Annotated in this window: 11 protein-coding genes; 7 read left to right on the forward strand and 4 right to left on the reverse strand. The window is 62.7% G+C overall.

Features of this window, described 5'->3' with window-relative positions:
* Positions 1-141: 141 nt before the first annotated feature.
* A complete protein-coding gene (locus tag MXA07_RS12975) occupies positions 142-1,134 on the reverse strand; it encodes a glutathione S-transferase family protein (protein WP_247729020.1) in 993 nt (330 codons plus the stop codon).
* Positions 1,135-1,339: 205 nt separating this feature from the next.
* Positions 1,340-2,404, reverse strand: coding sequence for a hypothetical protein (locus tag MXA07_RS12980; RefSeq protein ID WP_247729021.1), 1,065 nt, complete (start codon positions 2,402-2,404; stop codon positions 1,340-1,342).
* A gap of 211 nt (positions 2,405-2,615) precedes the next feature.
* On the opposite strand from MXA07_RS12980, the gene MXA07_RS12985 reads away from it, so the two are divergent.
* On the forward strand, positions 2,616-3,632 hold the full coding sequence (locus MXA07_RS12985; RefSeq protein ID WP_247729022.1) for a DNA methyltransferase: 1,017 nt from the start codon (positions 2,616-2,618) through the stop codon (positions 3,630-3,632).
* A gap of 98 nt (positions 3,633-3,730) precedes the next feature.
* Here the strand turns inward: MXA07_RS12985 and MXA07_RS12990 are convergent, their stop codons facing one another.
* Complete coding sequence (locus MXA07_RS12990; RefSeq protein WP_247729023.1) at positions 3,731-4,390, reverse strand: potassium channel family protein; 660 nt, start codon at positions 4,388-4,390, stop codon at positions 3,731-3,733.
* Between the two features lie 270 nt (positions 4,391-4,660).
* Here MXA07_RS12990 and MXA07_RS12995 point away from each other — a divergent pair, with 270 nt between their 5' ends.
* The 4 genes from MXA07_RS12995 to MXA07_RS13010 all read left to right on the forward strand — a co-directional run bounded on the left by MXA07_RS12995 (position 4,661) and on the right by MXA07_RS13010 (position 14,383).
* Entirely contained in the window at positions 4,661-6,172 is a 1,512-nt protein-coding gene (locus MXA07_RS12995; protein ID WP_247729024.1) for a DUF7289 family protein, read from the forward strand.
* A gap of 380 nt (positions 6,173-6,552) precedes the next feature.
* Positions 6,553-8,985, forward strand: coding sequence for a DUF7289 family protein (locus MXA07_RS13000; protein ID WP_425492158.1), 2,433 nt, complete (start codon positions 6,553-6,555; stop codon positions 8,983-8,985).
* Between the two features lie 232 nt (positions 8,986-9,217).
* The gene (locus tag MXA07_RS13005) at positions 9,218-11,689 is read left to right on the forward strand and encodes a DUF7289 family protein (protein WP_247729026.1); all 2,472 of its coding nucleotides are present in this window, start codon (positions 9,218-9,220) and stop codon (positions 11,687-11,689) included.
* Positions 11,690-11,923: 234 nt separating this feature from the next.
* Positions 11,924-14,383 (forward strand): DUF7289 family protein, encoded by a 2,460-nt coding sequence (locus tag MXA07_RS13010; protein WP_247729027.1) that lies wholly within the window; start codon positions 11,924-11,926, stop codon positions 14,381-14,383.
* 70 nt (positions 14,384-14,453) lie between these two features.
* Here the strand turns inward: MXA07_RS13010 and MXA07_RS13015 are convergent, their stop codons facing one another.
* Positions 14,454-15,101: an adenylate kinase gene (locus tag MXA07_RS13015; RefSeq protein ID WP_247729028.1), complete on the reverse strand. Its 648-nt coding sequence runs from the start codon at positions 15,099-15,101 to the stop codon at positions 14,454-14,456.
* 405 nt (positions 15,102-15,506) lie between these two features.
* On the opposite strand from MXA07_RS13015, the gene coxB reads away from it, so the two are divergent.
* Positions 15,507-16,457 carry a cytochrome c oxidase subunit II gene (gene coxB, locus MXA07_RS13020; RefSeq protein WP_247729029.1) on the forward strand — a complete coding sequence of 317 codons (951 nt, stop codon included), beginning with the start codon at positions 15,507-15,509 and terminating at the stop codon, positions 16,455-16,457.
* The gene (locus MXA07_RS13025; protein ID WP_247729030.1) at positions 16,454-19,039 is read left to right on the forward strand and encodes a cbb3-type cytochrome c oxidase subunit I; all 2,586 of its coding nucleotides are present in this window, start codon (positions 16,454-16,456) and stop codon (positions 19,037-19,039) included. Before coxB ends, MXA07_RS13025 begins: the two co-directional genes overlap by 4 nt.
* Positions 19,040-19,269: the final 230 nt, after the last annotated feature.

Below are 19,269 nucleotides of genomic sequence, written 5' to 3' on the forward strand. Positions count from 1 at the left end.
AAACCTCTGCGGCCGGTGAAACGGCCGCCGGCGCCCACCAACCGTCCGTCCGAGGCCGGGAAACTACCGCCGCTGCCGACCAGCGGGCGTTCGAGGCTGCGAAATCACCCCGGGTGCCGACCGCCGGCGTGCCCGGACGCGTTACGCCGAGGGTGCGAGCGGTTCGTCGGTGGCCAGCCGGTCCCGGTCGTGCGGGGCCTCGAGGTCGAGGTCCGGCCCGCGAGCGACGATGCGGTGCGGGTTCACGTTCGGGTGCGTCGTGTAGTAGTGCTCCGCGATGTGGTCCATGCGCACCGTCTCGGCGACGCCCGGCGTCTGGTAGACGTCGCGGAGGTACGGCCAGAGGTGATCGTAGTCGACGATCCGCTTGACGTTACACATGAAGTGGGTGTGATAGACCCGATCGAAGCGGATCAGCGTCGTGAACATCGCGACGTCGGCCTCCGTGAGGCGATCGCCGGCGAGGTAGCGCCGGTCGGCCAGGACCGAGTCCCAGCGTTCCAGCGCCCCGAAGAGGTCGTCGATGGCCTCGTCGTAGGGCTCCTGCTCGGTGGCGAAGCCGGCGCGGTAGACGCCGTTGTTGATGGGCTCGTAGATCTCGTCGAGGATTTCGTCGACCCGCTCCTCGCTGGCGTCCGGGAGGAGCGTGCGGTCGGCCGTCGCGTACTCGTCGAACGCCGTGTCGAGCATTCGCATGATCTCGCGCGATTCGTTGTTCACGATCGTCTCCGTCTCCGTATCCCAGAGGACGGGGACCGTCACGCGCCCGGTCATCGCTGGGTCGGCGCGGACGTAGAGTTCGCGCAGGTAGTCGGCGTCGTGGACGTGATCGACGGTACAGCCGTCCTTCTCCGGGGTGAACTGCCAGCCGCCGTCGTCCCTAAAGGGGTCGACGACCGACACCGAGATCGCGTCTTCGAGCCCGCGCAGCGTGCGCGTGATCAGCGTCCGGTGGGCCCACGGACAGGCGTAGGACACGTAGAGGTGATATCGCCCCGGCTCTGGCTGGAACTGCGCGTCCGGATCGTCGCGAATCCGGTCGCGAAAGGACGTCGTCTGCCGCTCGAACGAGCCCGATTCGTCCGTCGTTTCGAACGCGTCTGTTCGCCACTCGCCGTCGACGAGCATGTTCATCGACGGGGATACGGGCTCGACGCATATAGGCACCCGAGGAACATCGATGTAACCGGTCGAGACCGAGCGTTCGCGAGGGGTCGGTCGTCCCCCGCTTCGAGCAGATGCCGTCACTCGCGTCGATCGGGACGAATCGTTCGCTCGCTGCGCTCGCGAAGACACCGGAGCGGTGGCGACTACCGAGACTTGGCGGCGAACTGACCCGTCAGGCGTCTCGATCCCAGGGGACATCGATACCGCGTTCTTCAAAATTCTCGGTCTGGTACGCCGAAGGAGCCGCGTCATCGAGGTCGAACTCGGCGTCCCCCGCGCCGGGTTCCCATCCCGGGATCGGACCGATCGCTTTCCCGTAATATCTATCGAAGTACGCGGCGATACGACCGCCGCGTTCGCCCGACACGCCGTCGGCTACAAACTCGGGTGAGAAGCGTTCTTCGTGGCCCAAAAACACCTGGGCCGTTACCGTCCCTTCCATCTCGTTTCCGACGAGGACCACGACGAGATCGACGTCGCCGTCGAACGCTCGCGGCCCGAACGGGAGCGACACTCCGCGGTTGGTAATTCCGTCGCCTCTGAGGGGGAGTGTCGCCCGGACACTGGTCTCCGCCTCGGCGGCGGGTTCTTCGTAGGTCACGCCGATCGGTCCGTCGGTCACCCAGGGGCGATCGAGTAACGGCGTATCCGGATCCAGAAGCAGCCCCGAGTCGGCGAGTTCGTCCTCGAGCCACGTTTTGAAGCGGTCGGGGTCGTCAGTTTCGACGACGAGACGGATCCAGAATCCGTTCTCACTCACGACGAACGGGGGTTCCGGTGGCTGATCCACGAGCGCTCGTTCCGGCGGCTCGATCTGGGCGAACGCCCGAGCCGGCTCGAACGGTGCTCGTGACAGATACGGCCCCGCGGAGTCGACCACGACGCCGTGGAACCGTTCGAGGTACGCTTCCGTATCCAGCCCGGCGAGAGCTTCGTCCCCTCGAAACGTATCGATCCGCTCGTGGCCGTCGTATATCCACGCGTGAACGCCGACCTGTTCGTCGAGGGCGCACATCAGGACGCTCCAGTCGACTGGACCGATCGTTCCGTCCTCCAGCACCTCCGTGAAGAAGTTCTCCGCCCACCGAGGAACCTCGAGTCGGATCCGCCCGGCAGACGCCTCCCGCGGCGTTCCGAACTCGACGGGAAGATCCTCGGGAAGGCCGGCCAGCAACTCGTCAGTGAACGCCTCCGGTCGGGGTGACTCCGCGACGAGTGCGGTAACGGCCCGAGGCATATCGGGCGATCCGAGCGACAGAAACCTAAAACCAGTGATCCATCGACCGGCCGAGATCACCCACTCGCAGCCAGATTCGCTCGCGCCCGTCGACGCTATCGCGTCCCCGCGATCGAAGGACTGCCAATCGCGGATGGCCAGAATCGAAGCGTCCCGTAACCGGCGGCCGCCGGGACGCAGCGTTTTTAGCGGATGCGCCGCCACACGGGGTATGGACGAGGGGGAGCGCGACCAGGCGCGTCGCGATACCGGAGAGACCGATCGATCGGCGACCGAAACGGGCCGGCGCGAACACGCACTCCCCGTCACCGACGGCGGAGACGTCGATACCGACGAATTGAGCGATCACCAGACCTACCTCGAGGGGCGGGGGATCTACGACGAACGGAACCGGGTCAACGATCTCACCGGCCGCGAGTGGAAGTTCGCCACCAAGTCGGTCATCACCGAGCGGTACCCGCCCGATCTCCAGCACGACCTGCGGAGCGAACACGGCGGGCAGAAGCCCCCGCGGCTCTGCGCCGACCTGATCGAGCGATTCAGCAAGGCCGGCGATCGCGTACTCGACCCGTTCGCCGGGGTCGGCGGCACCCTCCTCGGCGCGAGCCTCTGCGAACACGAGGGGACCGGCCGGCGCGAGGCGATCGGGTTCGAACGAACAGCCCGGTGGATCGAGATCTTCCGGACCGTGCTGGAGCGAGAGAACGCGGAGCGACGTGAGCGTGGAGACGAACCGCTCGCCGAACAGGACCTCCGTCACGGCCACTGTGCGACGCTGATCGACGACGTCGCGGCCGACGCGGTCGACCTCCTGCTCACCGACGTGCCGTTCTGGCACATGGACGAACTCGAACAGACCAGAAACCGAAACGAAACGCGCGAGAGCAAGCTGGATTCGTTCGACGAAACGGAGGACGGCCCGGCCGCGTGGGCGGACAAGGACGACTGGCTGGCCGACATGGGCACCTGGTTCGATCGATTCACCGACGCGCTCGTCACCGACGGTTACGCCGTCGTCTTCATCGGCGACATGTACCGCGAGCAGTCCTACGAGTTCCTCTCGGCGGACCTGGCTCGCCGTCTCGAACGGGAGACGTCGCTGACGCTCAAGGCGAACCTGATCTGGTACGACCCCCTGAAGGATCTGCACGTCTACGGCTACCCCTACGCGTTCGTCCCCTCGATGGTCCACCAGAACGTCCTCGTGTTCCAGAACGACGGTGACTGACAGCGCCGGTCGGCCGTGTTCGAGCGGCTTCGCCGTTCGGCTCGATCCGACCGGCCGTCGATCCGCGTCAGCAAACCAGTAAGGTCGACCCGGACAGGTCAGGTCGCGGCCGAGAACTGACTCCGGACCGCGTCGGCGGACTCGACGTCGAGGATCATCGCGAGTTCGTCACCCGCCCGGAGTTCCGTTCCCGGCAGCGGGATCGTCAGCGCGTCCGGATCGCGTCCGTGAGCGTATATCTTGACGTTCTCGGGGAGGTCGAGTTCGCTCAGCCGACGGCCGACGGCCGGCGCGCCGTCGGCGACTTCGAGGACGCGTAACTGGAGGTTCGCCGCGAGATCCGCGATCGCGTTGAAGTCGCCGCCGAGCATCGCCGTCTTCGCCCCCGCGGCGCCGAGGCGTTCCGGGTAGACGATCTCGTCGACGTTCTCGGCGTACTTCTCGTAGATCTCTTCCCGGTAATCCTCGTCGATCCGGAGGACGGTCCGGCAACCGTGGTGGTCGCCGACCATGCAGGCGGCGAAGTTGGCGTTGAGGTCGGGCGTGAACGCGCCGACCGCGTCGGCCGACTCGACGCCGGCCTCGCGGAGGACCGACTCCTCCTCGCCGTTGCCCTCGACCACCTCGAATCCGGCCGAGCGCGCCCGCTCCGCTCGATCGGGATCGCGCTCGACGAGTACGCACTCGTGACCCTCTTCCGAGAGGATCCGGGCGGTGCGACGACCGACCCGGCCGTATCCGACGACGATGACCCGCATGCCACGGGATACGGTAGCGTCACGCATATAGGTTTATGCCGTCGTGTCGGTCTGAGGTACCGACGTGCCGTCGACTCCCCTCGCCAACCGACCCGCCGGCGGTCGATCCGCCTCGACGCCAGCAGACGGGGTTCGACCGGGCTTAGGCAGGAAATTAAAGATTAATAGGGCCAATTTACCATATTATTCTGTGTATCAGGATAATTTCAACGTCTGAAATAAAATGTAACCCGCATATGACTTATGCTTCTGGGTACCAGTATCGGTAGTATGGACCCCCACACCGATCGCGATAGCGCGTCGAACGGAACCTCGGTTCGGGGCCAGTCAGCAGTCCTCGGCGTCGTCATGCTGCTCGGTCTGGTGATGATCACGGCGATCGGGCTGTTGTTGGTCGGGGGGAGCGTCGTTTCGGAAACCCAATCCAACGCGGAGAAAGAGCGGATCGAACAGTCCTTCGTCGAACTGAGCAACGTGATGGCGTCGTCGACGGTCGACGCCGAGATGGGCCGGGAAGTCGACTTCGACGCGGGGAACTCGGGGGCGATCACGAAGACCGAGGCCGGGCACGTCTCCATCTCCTGGGGCGGTCGGGAACACATCAATCGGACGATCGGTGCGATCGAGTACGAGCACGCTGACGGATCGATCGTCGCCTACCAGGCGGGTGGCGTCTGGGCCGAGCGCGGCAACGAAACGCGCATGCTGTCGAGTCCCCGGATCGACTACGATTTCGAGTCTGAGACGCTCACCCTCCCGCTCACGACTGTGAGCGAGGAGAACGAACTCACCAACGGACCGGTCTCGATCCGACACGCGAAAACGGACCCGGTCCCGAAGGCGAACGTCGTCGAGAACGAAACCGTCGAGTTGACGGTGACGAGCCCGTACTACCGGGGCTGGGAGCGGTTCTTCAGATCCCAGGGCGGCGACGGCGCCGTCCGCGAGGTCGACCACGCGAACCAGTCCGTCAGGGTCTCCTTCGGCCAGATGGAACTGGGTGACGCGATCGATCGAGGGGCGACGTACACCACGGAACCGGGCGGAAATCACCCGGGAGAAATCAGCGAGAACGGTCAGATCGGGCACCTTCCGCCGATGGATCCCCTCATCGAAGAGTTGCTCGCCGACGCCCGGTCGGGGTCGCTCGACGTCGATCGGACCTACGGCGATATCGACTCCGACGTCACGTTCACGAACGGCACCTACCTGGCCGACGAAATCGAGGGTGGATCGCACACGGTCGACCTCGGCACCGGTGACGTGACGATCCTCGTCGACGGCGACGTGGCCTCGAACGGCGTGACGGAGTTCATCACGGTCACCAACCACAGCGACGACCACCAGCTGAAACTCTACATGACGGGCGACCTCGACATCCAGAACGGGGGGAACATCTGCGTCGATCCGTGCGCAGACGACGTCGACGCCTCGCTGATTCAGGTCTACGGGACGTCCACATCGACGGTGAACATCAATCAGGGGAGCCCTCGGTACGAGGGGGTCATCTACGTCGCGAGCGATCGGGATCGGTGGGACTACGACAATCGTAAGGGTCGTTGTAAGTCCGAGGAGTATCAGGTCGCGTTCCAGGCCGACAGCGACTTCACCGGTTCGTTGATCGCCGCAACGGTCTGCGGCCAGAGCAGTTCGTACAGTTTCTCCCATCACGACTCGCTGAACGACGCGGATATCGATCCCTATCCGGCTGGCTACAGTATTCCACCCCGGATCACCTACCTGAACGTCGCCCTCTACGAACTCGACGTCACCAACAAGTAGCTCCGACGAGCCGATTCCGCTTGGCGACCACCTGCGCCCCAGATTCCGGATAGCAGTTCCGCTCGGCGCGTATCGAACGGCCCCGATGTTCGACGTGACCCGAGACAACCACGGGTCGGACACGGCGAACAGACCGGATCAAGGTACCCGTGCCTGTAACGAATCCGGACCGAAGACGCCAGTTCGACACCGATTCGGCGAATCAATCTGGCCGCTACTTTTATTAATCCAGGTGGAACCTCGCCCACATTTGGTTTACCAAATTAATAGGGCGTCTTCCCCGAATGAGGGCGTAAAAACCGCCCACAAGAATTAGAATATTAACTGATAAGGTTAGATAAGATAATATTATAGTATCCGAGTCTGTAGAGGATGGCAACATGAGCGAGGGCGGGAAACCATCCGTCGGGGGAAGTGGATCGATCGGGGAGCGACACCGTAGCGTTTCCCCAATTATCGGCATTATCCTGTTGTTCGGGATGGTCTTCGTCGGGGCGACCGTACTCGCCGTCTCGGGCATGGCGCTGATGGACTCGCTCGATTCCCAATCGCAGGGCGAGCAACTCGAGACCTGTCTGCAGGAGACCGATCAGCGGATCTCGACCGTCCTGACCTACAGTAACGTCGAGGAACTCCCGTGTGAGGGCGGCGAGTACGTCGACGACGGGGAGATCTACCTGATCTGGCACGACGGAAACGCGACGTCGGGGCAGACCCTCCCATCGCGGTACGCGAACACCTCGGTCAATGCGACCCTCGGCGCGCTCGAATTCGAGACAGACGATCGAACGTACGCCTACCAGGCCGGTGGCATCTGGGAACGTACCGACGACTACGCCCGGGCGCTCACCGCACCGCCGTTCGAGTACGACGACGAGTTGCGCGCGAACGTCATCGCGATCGACGAGGACACGAACGCCGACGAGTTGCGCAAACTGAACCGGAATCCGGACGGGGCGCTCGCGGCCGAGATCGAGGCCGCGAGCCAGCGGGCCTACGAGCAGGGCTACAGGAACCTCACGATCGCCGTCGAGAGCGACTATCACGAGGGCTGGGAACGCCACTTCGAGGAGACGATGACGAACAGTTCGGTGACGGTCTCGCGGAACGTCTCCGACCTGCCCCTCGACTCCAATTCGACCGTCAGAGTCGATGTCGCCGGCGTCTTCGATCCAGATCCGGCCCGGTTCATCGTCGAGGCCGATCGCGGACTCGACGGGCCGGCGGTGAAGGACCCCCACATCGTGAAACCGGCCGGCAACGGTTCCAACGCCGGTACCCCGAATCACACGGCCACCTTCGAAGCCGAGGTGAAAAACGTCGGCGAACAGACCGGCGACACGGACGTGACGTTATCCATCGACAACGGGACTGTCACGGAGACGAAATCCGTGACCGATCTAGACGCGGATTCGAGTAAGTCGGTGGAGTTTGAATTCACGTACAGTAACCTCAGGGATAATCTGACGACCGGTCAGTCCTACGACTACACCTACCAGATCGACGGCAAGAACGCGCTCAAAGCGACGGGCTCGTTCTTCCTCGCGGAGGAGAGTGGTCCGTATCTGGAGGTTACAGATTTACAAACAAATACTAACCCGGGTGCCACGCACCTTACCATCTCGGCCAAGGTGACGAACACGGGCGGAGAGAACGCCACTAACGGTAAACTGAAGCTAGACATCGAGGCCGACGAGTACGAAGACGCTTACAGCCCACAGAAGGAAGACGTCACTCGGGATGTCGGTGAATCCGCCCTGGTATCCTGGGAGGTGAATAAAACCAAATTGCTCACCGTCGACCACGACTTCACGCTCACTGCCCTGGGATCGTCCGAATCCGTATCCGGATCGTTCACTATCGGTGACGGTGTCGGCGTCGCCCCTGGTGAGAGCGATCTCGAAATTCCCAAGAACACGGAAGTCAACGTCTCGGTCGTTGGGACGGAACTCGGAACGAATCCGTATGGATGGGAGGATAGAGTCGACTGGGCACCGACCTTCGCTACGTTGTATACTGCACCGATCCAGCAAGGCGATTCACTACAAATCGGTGGCCAAGAGACAGAGGGCGAGACGAACCCCGAACCGGTTCCAAGCGTCGAATGGCACGATGAGAACCTCAACCAGTGGGACGACCCTCTCCCCATTTACTCGCACAACTTCACCACGAGTGAATCTGTTAGACTGATGGTTGAGGGCCAATCGTACGAAGAATGTGGCTCGTACGAGCAAGTGGGCTCCGACGGAACGCATGCCCATTATTCCTGTCCAACTGGAGAGGAGGAGGAAAAATGGATTACAGCATCAGCGGATCCCAACAACCCGGAGACCAATGTACGCGTCCTCAACGAGCGTAATAACATTCTTCCTGAGTTCGATCCGGGTGTCGAAGTACAACACACCCCAAAGGAATTATTGGATCGAGAAGGAGTGGATGTGAATGTCACGGAACGTGAAAACGGGTCCGCGGAAATCCATCTCGACGAAAACGAATTCCTGTTCGTTTTCGAACTATCTCACGAACCGGGCGACGGGCATCCCGACGAAAATTGTGACTTCCCTGAAGATATGGATCCCGAGGACTACTGGGATAGAGCGCTGAACTGCGATGGCGACCCGGACTTCAACGACATGCTCGTCCACGTCGACATCACCCGGAACGATCCAGAGAGTCCCAAATTCAAAGGTCGTTTCAACGACGGCAACGGGAACACCGCCACGTTCGGCCCCGGCGACGGCGGTGACGACGACGGGTCGGACTACCAGCCGCCCGAGGTCGGCGTCGGCTCCGACGAACTGATCATCTGGTAACGCGCTCGACTTCCCGAACTCCCCTCATTTTCGCGGTCGCTCAAAGTCCGATAGCCAGCGGCTCGTCAGCACTATCGGAACTCATCTCGAGCGGACACCGGTCGCACTGACGTATTCGCCACGGCGACCCACCACCGATATTGCAATCTAATCTTACCACCCCTATTTCTTTTTTCAATGTGCCTTGATAGCCGATAGTCTTTTACTTCGAAGGCCCATATGTTGAATGAACATGGGGGATCGGGGGTTCGAACGGGGGACGAGTACCGACAGGAGTGACGAGCACCGGCGGAGCGTGTCGCCGGTCGTAGGCGTCATCTTCCTGTTCGGGATGGTAGCGGCCGGAGCGGTCGTGCTGGGCGTCTCCGGCATGGCGCTGATGGACACGCTGGAGACGGACTCGGAGGGAGAACAGCTTCGGAGTTGTCTGCAGGAGACGAATCAGCGCGCTTCGACGGCGCTGTCCTACAGCACGGCCGAGGAAGTGCCCTGCGAGGGCGGGACGTACGTCCCGGACGGTCAGCTCTATCTCGTCTGGCACAACGACACCGGCGGATCGACGGATCTTCCGGCGGATTACGCTGACACGACCGTCCACGTCGATCCGCTCGGCGCGATCGAGTTCGGCAACGACGCGCGCACGTACGCGTATCAAGGCGGCGGTACCTGGACGGTCGCCGACGGCTACGCTCGACCGATGGCCTCGCCGCCGTTCGAGTACGCCGACGAGTTGCGCGCCGACGTCATCGCGATCGACGACGGACCGGGCTCGTCGGGGCCACAGCGTCTGGATCGGAACAGGGACGGCACCATCGGGGCGAAGATCCAGCGAGCCCAGCGCGAGGCGTACGAACGCGGGTATTCGAACCTGACGATCGTCGTCGAGAGTTCCTATCACCGGGGCTGGAAACAACACTTCCAGCGGGCGATGACGAACGGGTCGGCGGACGTCTCGACGGACCTCGACGAATTCCCGAGGGTGGACGACAACCGCGCCGTCAGAGTCGACGTTTCGGATCTGTACGAACGCGAGCCGGCGTCGTTCGTCGTCGCGGCCGACCACGGCCTCTCGGGGAGCCTCGTCTCGAATCACGTCATCACCCCGCCCGGGGGCGCGCCCGGTCGAAACACCGTCGAGTTCACGGCCGAGATCGAAAACGTCGGCGGCACGATCGGCGGGACGTCCGTCGAGTTCGACGTACTGGGTGCCGGCATCGATCGGGAGACGACCGTCGACGACCTCGCACCCGGCGACTCGAAGAACGTCACCTTCGACGTCCCGTACGGGGAGATAAACGGGCTTTCGACCGGCGAATCCTACGACTATACGATCACGGTCGAGGATGGGACTGGTCTGAAATCCGAGGGGTCGTTCTTCGTCGCGGAGTCCGCCGGCCCGCGCCTCGAAGTGACGAACGCGTCCGCGACGAAACGGTCCGCCGTGGCATCGCCAGGGCCGGACGAACAAATCGTGATCGAGGCGGATGTGACGAACACCGGGGGATCGAACGCGACCGACGGCGAGATCGCGCTCTCGCTCGAGCTCCCGGAGTACGACTTCGACGATCCGTACAACCTGACCGAGATGGACCCCTTCACCGTCGATCGGACGGTCGGTGCATCCGCACCAGTCAGGTGGACCATCAATAGCACGTCGCTGCTCGGCGCCGAACACGACTTTACGGTCTCGGCGGTCGACAATACGGATCCCGACGGTGAAGACGGTGGGACATTCGCCAACGAGAACGGCCCCGACGTCGGCGATACGGAACTGATACTGCCCGGCGGGTCGAACGTCAACGTCTCCGTGCTGGGGACCGAGATCGGGACCGAGGCCGACGCGAACAACAACGTGCGCTGGGGGGCCGCGTTTGGCAGCATCTACACCCAGCCCGTCGAGTCGGGCGACTTCGTCGGGGACTCGATCGACCCGACCGGCCCGGCGGAGCGGGTCGAGGGCGTCCCGTGGCACGATCAAAACCTCAACCGGTGGGACGATCACCGAACGATCTTTTCGCACTCCTTCACGACGGAAGAGCGCGTCAGTTTGTTGTTCCAGGCCCGATCGTACTACACGTGTTCGTACGGCGGCCCGAACAGCTACGGCGGGCACAAGTACAGCGACTCGACGACGATCGGTTCGACGCTGTATCACCACTACGACTGTCCAACAGGGTTAGAGTACGACCCGTTGGTCGAAATCGAGGCTGACGCCGGTGCCGAGAAGACGAACGTCCGCGTCCTGAGTCAAGAGGACAACGTCCTGCCGCAACTCGATCCCGGTATCGAGATACAGCAGAGTGCGAAAGACCTCCTCGAACGCCCGGAAGTGGATATCAATGTCACCGAACTGCCCGACGGCTCGGCGGAACTCGACCTCGACGACAACGAGTACATCTTCGTCTTCGAACTGACTCACTACCCGGGCATGACGGGCACCGGTTGCTATGTCGATCCGTCCGTCTCACCGGACGAGTACTGGCAAAAGGCGTTCGACTGCCCGAACGACCCCGACTTCAACGACATGCTCGTCCACGTCGACGTCGAGTCGATGGACCCGGAACCGTACGATTTCCGGGGGACGTTCGACGGTGGAAACGGACTCGACGCGCCCTTCGGACCCGGCGATCCGGCCGACTCTGACGAGACGATCGATCCCGGCCCCTCCGTCGAGGTCGGGTCCGGCGAACTGATCATCGGCTAAGTCCGGAGGCGACCGGTGACCGGCACCGACCGGAGCCGTTCGCTGTCGGAACGGAGCCAGCCAGTGTTGCGGAGACGGCGTCGAGCGCTAGTCGGGAATCCAATTGACCCCAACCATTACCACATGTAATTTTTGCTGTTGAAAATAGGGACCGATATTATTTATTTTGATTCGGATTGAATCGGCATTCGGCCGATACTCTTTTAGATTGAAGGCGCAATAGTACGATAGAATATGGGGGACCGGGGGTTCGAAGTTAGTCGCGGTAGCGGCAGGTATCGAAGCGGCGACCACGGGGTGACGCCCGTCGTCGGCATCATCCTGCTACTGGGGATGGTGTTCGTCGGCGCCGCAGTGGTAGCGTCGTCGGGAGTGATTATGATCGACGCGCTCGAGACCGAATCGGAAACCGAACGAGCGCTCGACTGCCTCGATCGGACTGATCACAGCGTCGAGACGTTGCTGCGTGCGGACAAACTGGAGTCGATTCCGTGCGATTCGACGTTCACCGACGACGGCACCGTCACGATCAGACTGCTCGACGAGAACGGGGCCGCGCTCGAAACGGTCACGATCGACAAACTGGGCGCCTTCGAGTACGACCTCGACAGTCGAACCGTCGGCTATCAGAGCGGCGGCGTCTTTCTGCTGCGCGACGGCTCGGTCACCGTTCACCGGGCCCCCGACGTCGGGTTCGGATTCGGTTCCGGTCACTCCCTCGAAAACCAGTCGCTCGATCTCGGTTTTCTCAACATGACCGAATCACGGCCGGGAGGGAAGTTCACGCGTATGCGTCACGACCAGCAACGCTCCACCGCCGCGAGCGACGAGCTCGCCGCTGCGCTCGAGAAACCGTACCGCGATATCGAGATCACCGTCGAGAGCCGCTATCACGAGGGCTGGGCCGTACACCTCCGTGAGGCGTTCTACGCCGATTCGTACAGTAACGTCTCCGTCGCGGACGATGCCACCGCAGGGACGGCGACCGTCACCATCCAGAACGCGAAACCACAGCAGCCTCATTTCGAGGTGACCGACGTCACCCCAGCCGACTGGGCCGTTCCCTACGGACCCGACGAGGCCTTCGCCGTCAACGTCACCGTGACGAATACGGGTACCGCGTCCGGGTCCGAAACCATCGTTCTCGAGGTGCCCGAAGCCGACGACGGAACGAAAACCGTCTCGACCGGCACCCTGAACCCCGGGGAATCGGTCACCAAGAAAGTGTCGTTCGGGACGGAGCGGATTCCGTCGGGTTCGCCGAGCCCGGAAACGCTCGACGTTGACGCGTACGATAACTACGAGTACACCGTCTCGACGAGCGACGGATCCGCACAGGGATCGTTCTACCTGAGCTTCCCGGACGAAGCCCTCTATCGCATCGAGTCGTTCGCCCGGACGATCGATGAGCCCTTCGTCAACATCACCGCGGACGTCCGCAACGTCGGCGAAGTCGAAGCGCCCATCGATACGACCCTGACCCTCGATAGTGACAGCGACGAACTCCCGGATCCGGTCAAAACCTATCAGCACACGCTCTCGACGGGGCCCTGGAACGAATCGACGCTCGAGTATTCGCTCAACAAGAGCGTGCTGCCCGACGCCAACTACACCTACACGCTCGAGTTGCACAACGAGGGCGACGCCGCGACGGTGTGTTCGAACTACCCCGACGCCTGTACCCGATCGGGCACGTTCCGGATCGAGGACGGCGTCGTGGGCGATCCGGGTGAGGTCATCGTCACCGAACCGACGCAGGTCCGAGTGAGCATTATCGGGACCGAGATTTCCAACGAGCGCGAAACTTGGAGCGGCTACTACGACAAATACTGGGATCCGGTGACCGCCTCGGCCGTCGTCGGCGACAAGCGCTATCGATTCAAGCCGGACGGCACGGTCGAACAAATTCCGCTCGACCAGCCCCACTACACGCCGGACGGCAAAACGATGGACGACTACGATCTCAACACCTATGATTCCCAGCGGAAGGTGTACGACTTCGAGACGAACATGACGTCGGGATCCGTGACGATCGAGGCCACGCGATGGCAGTGTCAGAACAACCACTTCAGCAGTGAGAACATCGTCTACAAAGAGGCCGATGGTGACTGGCACTACGACTGTCCCAGCTACTATTACGGCGAGCCCACCACCGTCGACACGAACGACGGGGTCGCGACCTCGGATTCGGGCTTCGTCATGACGCGGGATTCCGAGCGCAACTACGTGCCCGACATTCCGCCGGGCTATCCGCGACAGCGAAGCGTCCAGGAGGTCTTCGAGGACGGGACAAACAACATCACGCTCGAAAATAATCACCTCCAGCTCGGACAGAACGACTTCGCGTTCATGATGGAGGCGACGATGGATCGAGAACAGTTGATCGACGAGTACGAACACGAGTACGACGGGCCGTACGACCTCTACACGGACAATCAGACGGAACTGAACCTCGCGGCCTGGGATATCGTGAAGAACTATCGAGATGATAGTTCGATGGATCCGAACTACAACGACGTCATCGGCGTCGTCCAGATCGACGGCGGCGGGCGCTACATCGATCTCGACGGGGTCCTGGAGGACTACCGAATCGACAAATCGGGTGTTTCTCCGACCGTCGTCAGCAATAGCGACGACTACGACCCGCCAGGCCCGACGATTACGTCCGGGCCGGGCGTCATCGAAATCTCCTGAATAGACCGGATCCGTTCTCACCCCACAGGAATCGAATACGCCAGCAGGTCGAACTCGCTGATGCGGTGGGTTACGTCGCGGCGTCGATCGTCGCCTGCACGTCGCTCCAGACCTCATCCGGCGTCCCTTCGCCGTCGACGCGTTCGAGCTGGCCGCGCTCGTCGTAATAGTCGATTACTGGTTCCGTGTTCTCGCGGTAGACGCGCAGTCGCTCGCGGACGGTCTCCTCGGTGTCGTCGTCGCGCTGGATCAGTTCGCCCCCGCACTCGTCGCAGACGCCCGGCTCGTCGGGCTGATCGAACTCGACGTGGTAGTTCGCGCCGCACTCAGAACAGACGCGTCGGCCCGTCAGCCGGTCGACGAGTTCGGATTCAGTCACGTCGAGGTACAGCACGACGTCGAGATCCGTCATCTCGGACAGTTCGGCGGCCTGATCCATGTTACGCGGATAGCCATCGAGGACGAACCCGTCCGCCGCCTCGAGCGCTTGCGCGACGATTTCGTTCACCACTTCGTCCGGGACGAGTTCGCCGCGGTCCATGAATTCGCGCGGGGTGTCGTGTGCAACGTCGAGGTGCGAGATGTCCATCTCGCTGTTCGCTCGCAGGGCGTCCCCCGTCGTCACGTGCTCGACGTCGTACGCCTCAGCGATATTCGCACTCTGCGTCCCCTTTCCGGCCCCGGGCGCTCCAAGGATGAGAATACGTGGCTCTGCCATACCGGGGCGTTCATCGGGCCCGCATAAAGGTTTAAAGAAACGCGTCGTCCAGCAGGTCGGTCGGGTTCGTCGCATCGAGGGCCGGTCGACTATCGCTGCGCGATTGCGGTCGTCGCAACGTCACGCTCGGAAGGCCCGAGGTGCAACGGACGGTTACCCGAACGAATTCGGCGTTACCGATACGACCGTCGGAGCGAGAACGATAGAACCAAGGGCTGGCCCTCGAAGTGACGTCCGTGGACAAGCGGAATGGCCGGCGATCCCGACGAGGGCCGGCACTCGAGCGACGCTGGGAGGCCGTCGTCGGACCGTTCCCAAATAGATAAGTATACCCGGTCGACATCGTCCGATAAGAAGCCCCGATAAACCGAGGTGAATACAATTTACGCCGAATTAGTGACTCCGATGCAAGCGACACGCGCCGACGTGTTCGAGTTGATCTTCCTGGTCTTTCTCGGACTCGGGACGATCGTCGGTATCGTCGTCGTGTCGTACATCATGTACAACGCGTACAAGTATCGCGACGCCGAACACATCGAGGATCCGACGCCCGAAAAACGCCCCGTACTTGGGGAGTTACCGGTGGGCGGGCAGGGCGGCCGAAAACTCTTCCTCTCGTTCATCGTCAGCGCGATCATCGTCGTCTCGCTGATCATCTGGACCTACAGCTGGCTGCTGTACGTCGAAGAGGGACCGGACCAGCTCGACGACGAGAACGCCGTCGAGATCGACGTCGAGGCCTCGGCGTTTACGTTCCTCTACAACTACGACTACCTGGACACCGAATACACCACCGCGCAGAACCTCGTCGTGCCCGCCGATCGACCGGTGCAGGTCAACGTGACCTCGAACGACGTCTGGCACACGTTCGGCATACCGAGGGAACGGGTAAAAGCCGACGCGCTCCCCGGTGAATACGACGTAACCTGGTTCGAGCCGAGCGAGCCCGGCTACTACGAGAACGCCGTCCAGTGTTTCGAACTCTGCGGACCCGGCCACAGCGCCATGGGGTCGAACCTGGTGGTCGTCGAAGCGTCGCTGTACGACGCGGCGGTCGAAGCAGAGGCCGTGGGCGACCTCGCGAGTGCGATCGAAGACGGCGACCTGGCCGCCGACGCCTCGCCGGACGAGTTCGAGAACCTCATCGCGGAACAGCAATCGGAGGACGGAACCGATGGAGAGAGTGATACGGGCACCGGTAACGAGACTGACACCGGTAGTGGAAACGAGACCACAGCCGATGGCGGAAACGAGACCGACGCCGGCTCGGGCAACGAGACCGACGCTGGATCGGGCAACGAAAGTGCACGCGTTGGATCCGGTGACCGGATCGCCGCGGGAGGTGTCGATCGATGAGTGACCTTCCGCCCCGTCGATCGCTCAAGCGCTGGCTCGTCACGACCAACCACAAGGATATCGGCATCCTCTACCTGAGCACCGCGCTCGTCTTCCTCCTCCTCGGCGGACTCCTCGCGCTGATCTTCCGGGCCCAGCTCTGGGAGGCGGGAGGCACGGGCCTGCTCAGTCACGCCGAGTTCAACCAGTCGGTGAGTACGCACGGGCTGATCATGGTCTTCTGGTTCCTCTCGCCGATCGCCACCGGGTTCGCGAACTACCTGGTACCGTTACAGATCGGGGCGAAGGACCTCGCGTTCCCGCGACTGAACGCGCTCTCGTACTGGTTCTACCTCTTCTCGGGGGTCATGCTGTTCATCTCGTTCTTCATGGGCGGTTCCTGGAGCGGCGGCTGGACGATCTACGCCCCGCTGAACGTCCCCATGTACACGCCGCCGGCACCCGGCGAACCGACCATCGGCGGGACGATGGCGCTCATCGCCCTGACGATGTTCGTCCTCTCGATCACGCTCGGGACGGTCAACTTCCTCACGACGATCCACCGCATGCGTGCGGAGGGGCTCGGCCTGTGGAACATGCCGCTTTTCACCTGGTCGTGGCTGCTGACCGTCTGGATGATGCTCTTCGCGTTCGCCGCCTTGCTGGCGGCGCTGTTGTTGCTCGTCACCGACCACGTGATGCTCACGCAGTACTTCGCGACCGACCAGGGCTCCTCACTATTGTGGGCGCACCTCTTCTGGTTCTTCGGCCACCCGGAGGTGTACATCGTCTTCTTCCCCGCGCTGGGGATCATGTTCGAGGCGTTCCAGACCTTCTGCGGTCGGCGCCTCGTCGGCCGGAAGTGGATCATCATCGCGATGATCCTCGTGGCCGTCCAGTCGTTCCTCGTCTGGATGCACCACATGTTCCTGACGACGATCAACCTCGAGGTCAAGACGCTCTACATGGCGACGACCATCGGCATCTCGCTGCCGTTCGACCTGATGGTCTTCGCGCTAATCTACACGATGGTCAAGGGCCGGGTCAGGTTCACGACGCCGTTCCTGTTCTCGCTGGGCGCGCTCGTGCTGTTCATCCTCGGCGGGATCACCGGCGTCTTCCTCGGCGCGGTCGTGCTTGACTACGAGTTCCGCGGCACCTACTGGGTCGTGGCGCACTTCCACTACGTGATGGTCGCCGGCGTGACGGCGCTCGTCGGCGGGCTCTACTACTGGTGGCCCAAAATTTCGGGCCGCATGTACCACGAGTTCCTGGGTAAACTCCACTTCGTGGCCTACTTCGTCGGATTCAACCTGCTGTACTTCCCGATGTTCCTCACATGGGAGACGCCGCGACGCGTCTTCCACTACCCGGTCGGCGACCAGATCTGGCACCAGGCGGCGACGGTCGGAGCCTACGTCTTCGGCTTCTCGTTCCTGCTCCTGTTCGCCAACTTCGCCTGGAGTCTGGTCTACGGCCCGAAGGCGCCGGACAACCCGTGGAAGTTCTCCCGCACCGCGGAGTGGGCGATCCCCTCGCCGCCGCCGCTCGACAACTGGCCGGGCCGACCGAGTTACGCCACCGGCAAGCTCGAGTTCGTCGACGACGCCACGACGGCCGACACCGCGACCGACGGCGGACCCGCGGCGACCGACGGCGGGACGGCCACGGCCGACGAAGCCGTGGCGCACGACCAGGCCGAGGACGTCCACGGGGCGGTACACGCCGACCACGCGAGCATCTGGCCGATGCTGATCGGCTTCAGCACGTTCGTGATGTTCATCGGCCTCTCCGGCATGAACGAGATCGTGGTCCACTTCCTCAGCGACGAGATTATCGCCCACCTCGGCACCGACGGCCTGTCCGCGCCGTCCGTCTCCGCCGAATCCGTCATCGAGAGCACGACCGGCGAATCGACGGCCCTCACGACGACAAACTACGTCTTCGGCGGGCTCTTCGTCGGCGGCATCGGCCTCATGCTGATCTCGCTCTTCCAGTTCGGCCGCGAGCAGTTCCACGCGCCGACGATGGAGATCGCCGAGCGCTGGCCGTTCGAGAACATCGGCACGACCAAGCTGGGCGTCTGGTTCTTCCTCGCCTCGGACGTCATCGTCTTCGGTGCCGTGATCGGCGCGTACCTCTTCATGCGCATCTGGGCCGGCTGGGGTAACTTCAGTCCGATTCCCGAGTACACCTGGGCCGGACTGCTCAACACCTACATCCTGCTCACCTCGAGCTTCACGGTCATCCTCGGACTCGTGATGGCCGAACGCTCGAACAAGAAGGGGCTGATGGCCTCGCTCGGGGCCACGATCCTGCTCGGGTTCGCGTTCATGGGCGTGAAGGCCTGGGAGTGGACCGGCAAGTTCGCCGACGGCGACTACTGGTTCCACGGCCTCGAGTACTCGCTGTACTACGTCACAACGGGCCTGCACGCGCTGCACGTGATTCTGGGCCTGCTCGTCGGCGGGTTCATGCTCTATCGCGTCTACACGATCGGCGCCTACCTCGAAGACGAACGGCCCGTGGAGTACTTCGGCCTCTACTGGCACTTCGTCGACATCGTCTGGGTCATCCTCTTCCCGCTGTTCTACCTCCTGTAGACCCGGACGGGCTCGATTTTTCGGGTTCCCGATACGAGATCAGTATCCGACGACCGGTCCGTGCGATCGATCAGCGTCTCGCTCGCGGATTCAGGGCCAGCAGGACAGCGTTCTCTCTCTCACACCCGTCCACGTTGGCTCGGCTGGCAATCGCTGACGACCCGGGCCCCACGCAATCGGTTCCGATCGGCGTCCCCGGATGCGACCGGTCGGCGTTACATTCGACGGGG

This window comes from Halovivax limisalsi (assembly GCF_023093535.1).
GTDB classification, from domain to species: domain Archaea; phylum Halobacteriota; class Halobacteria; order Halobacteriales; family Natrialbaceae; genus Halovivax; species Halovivax limisalsi.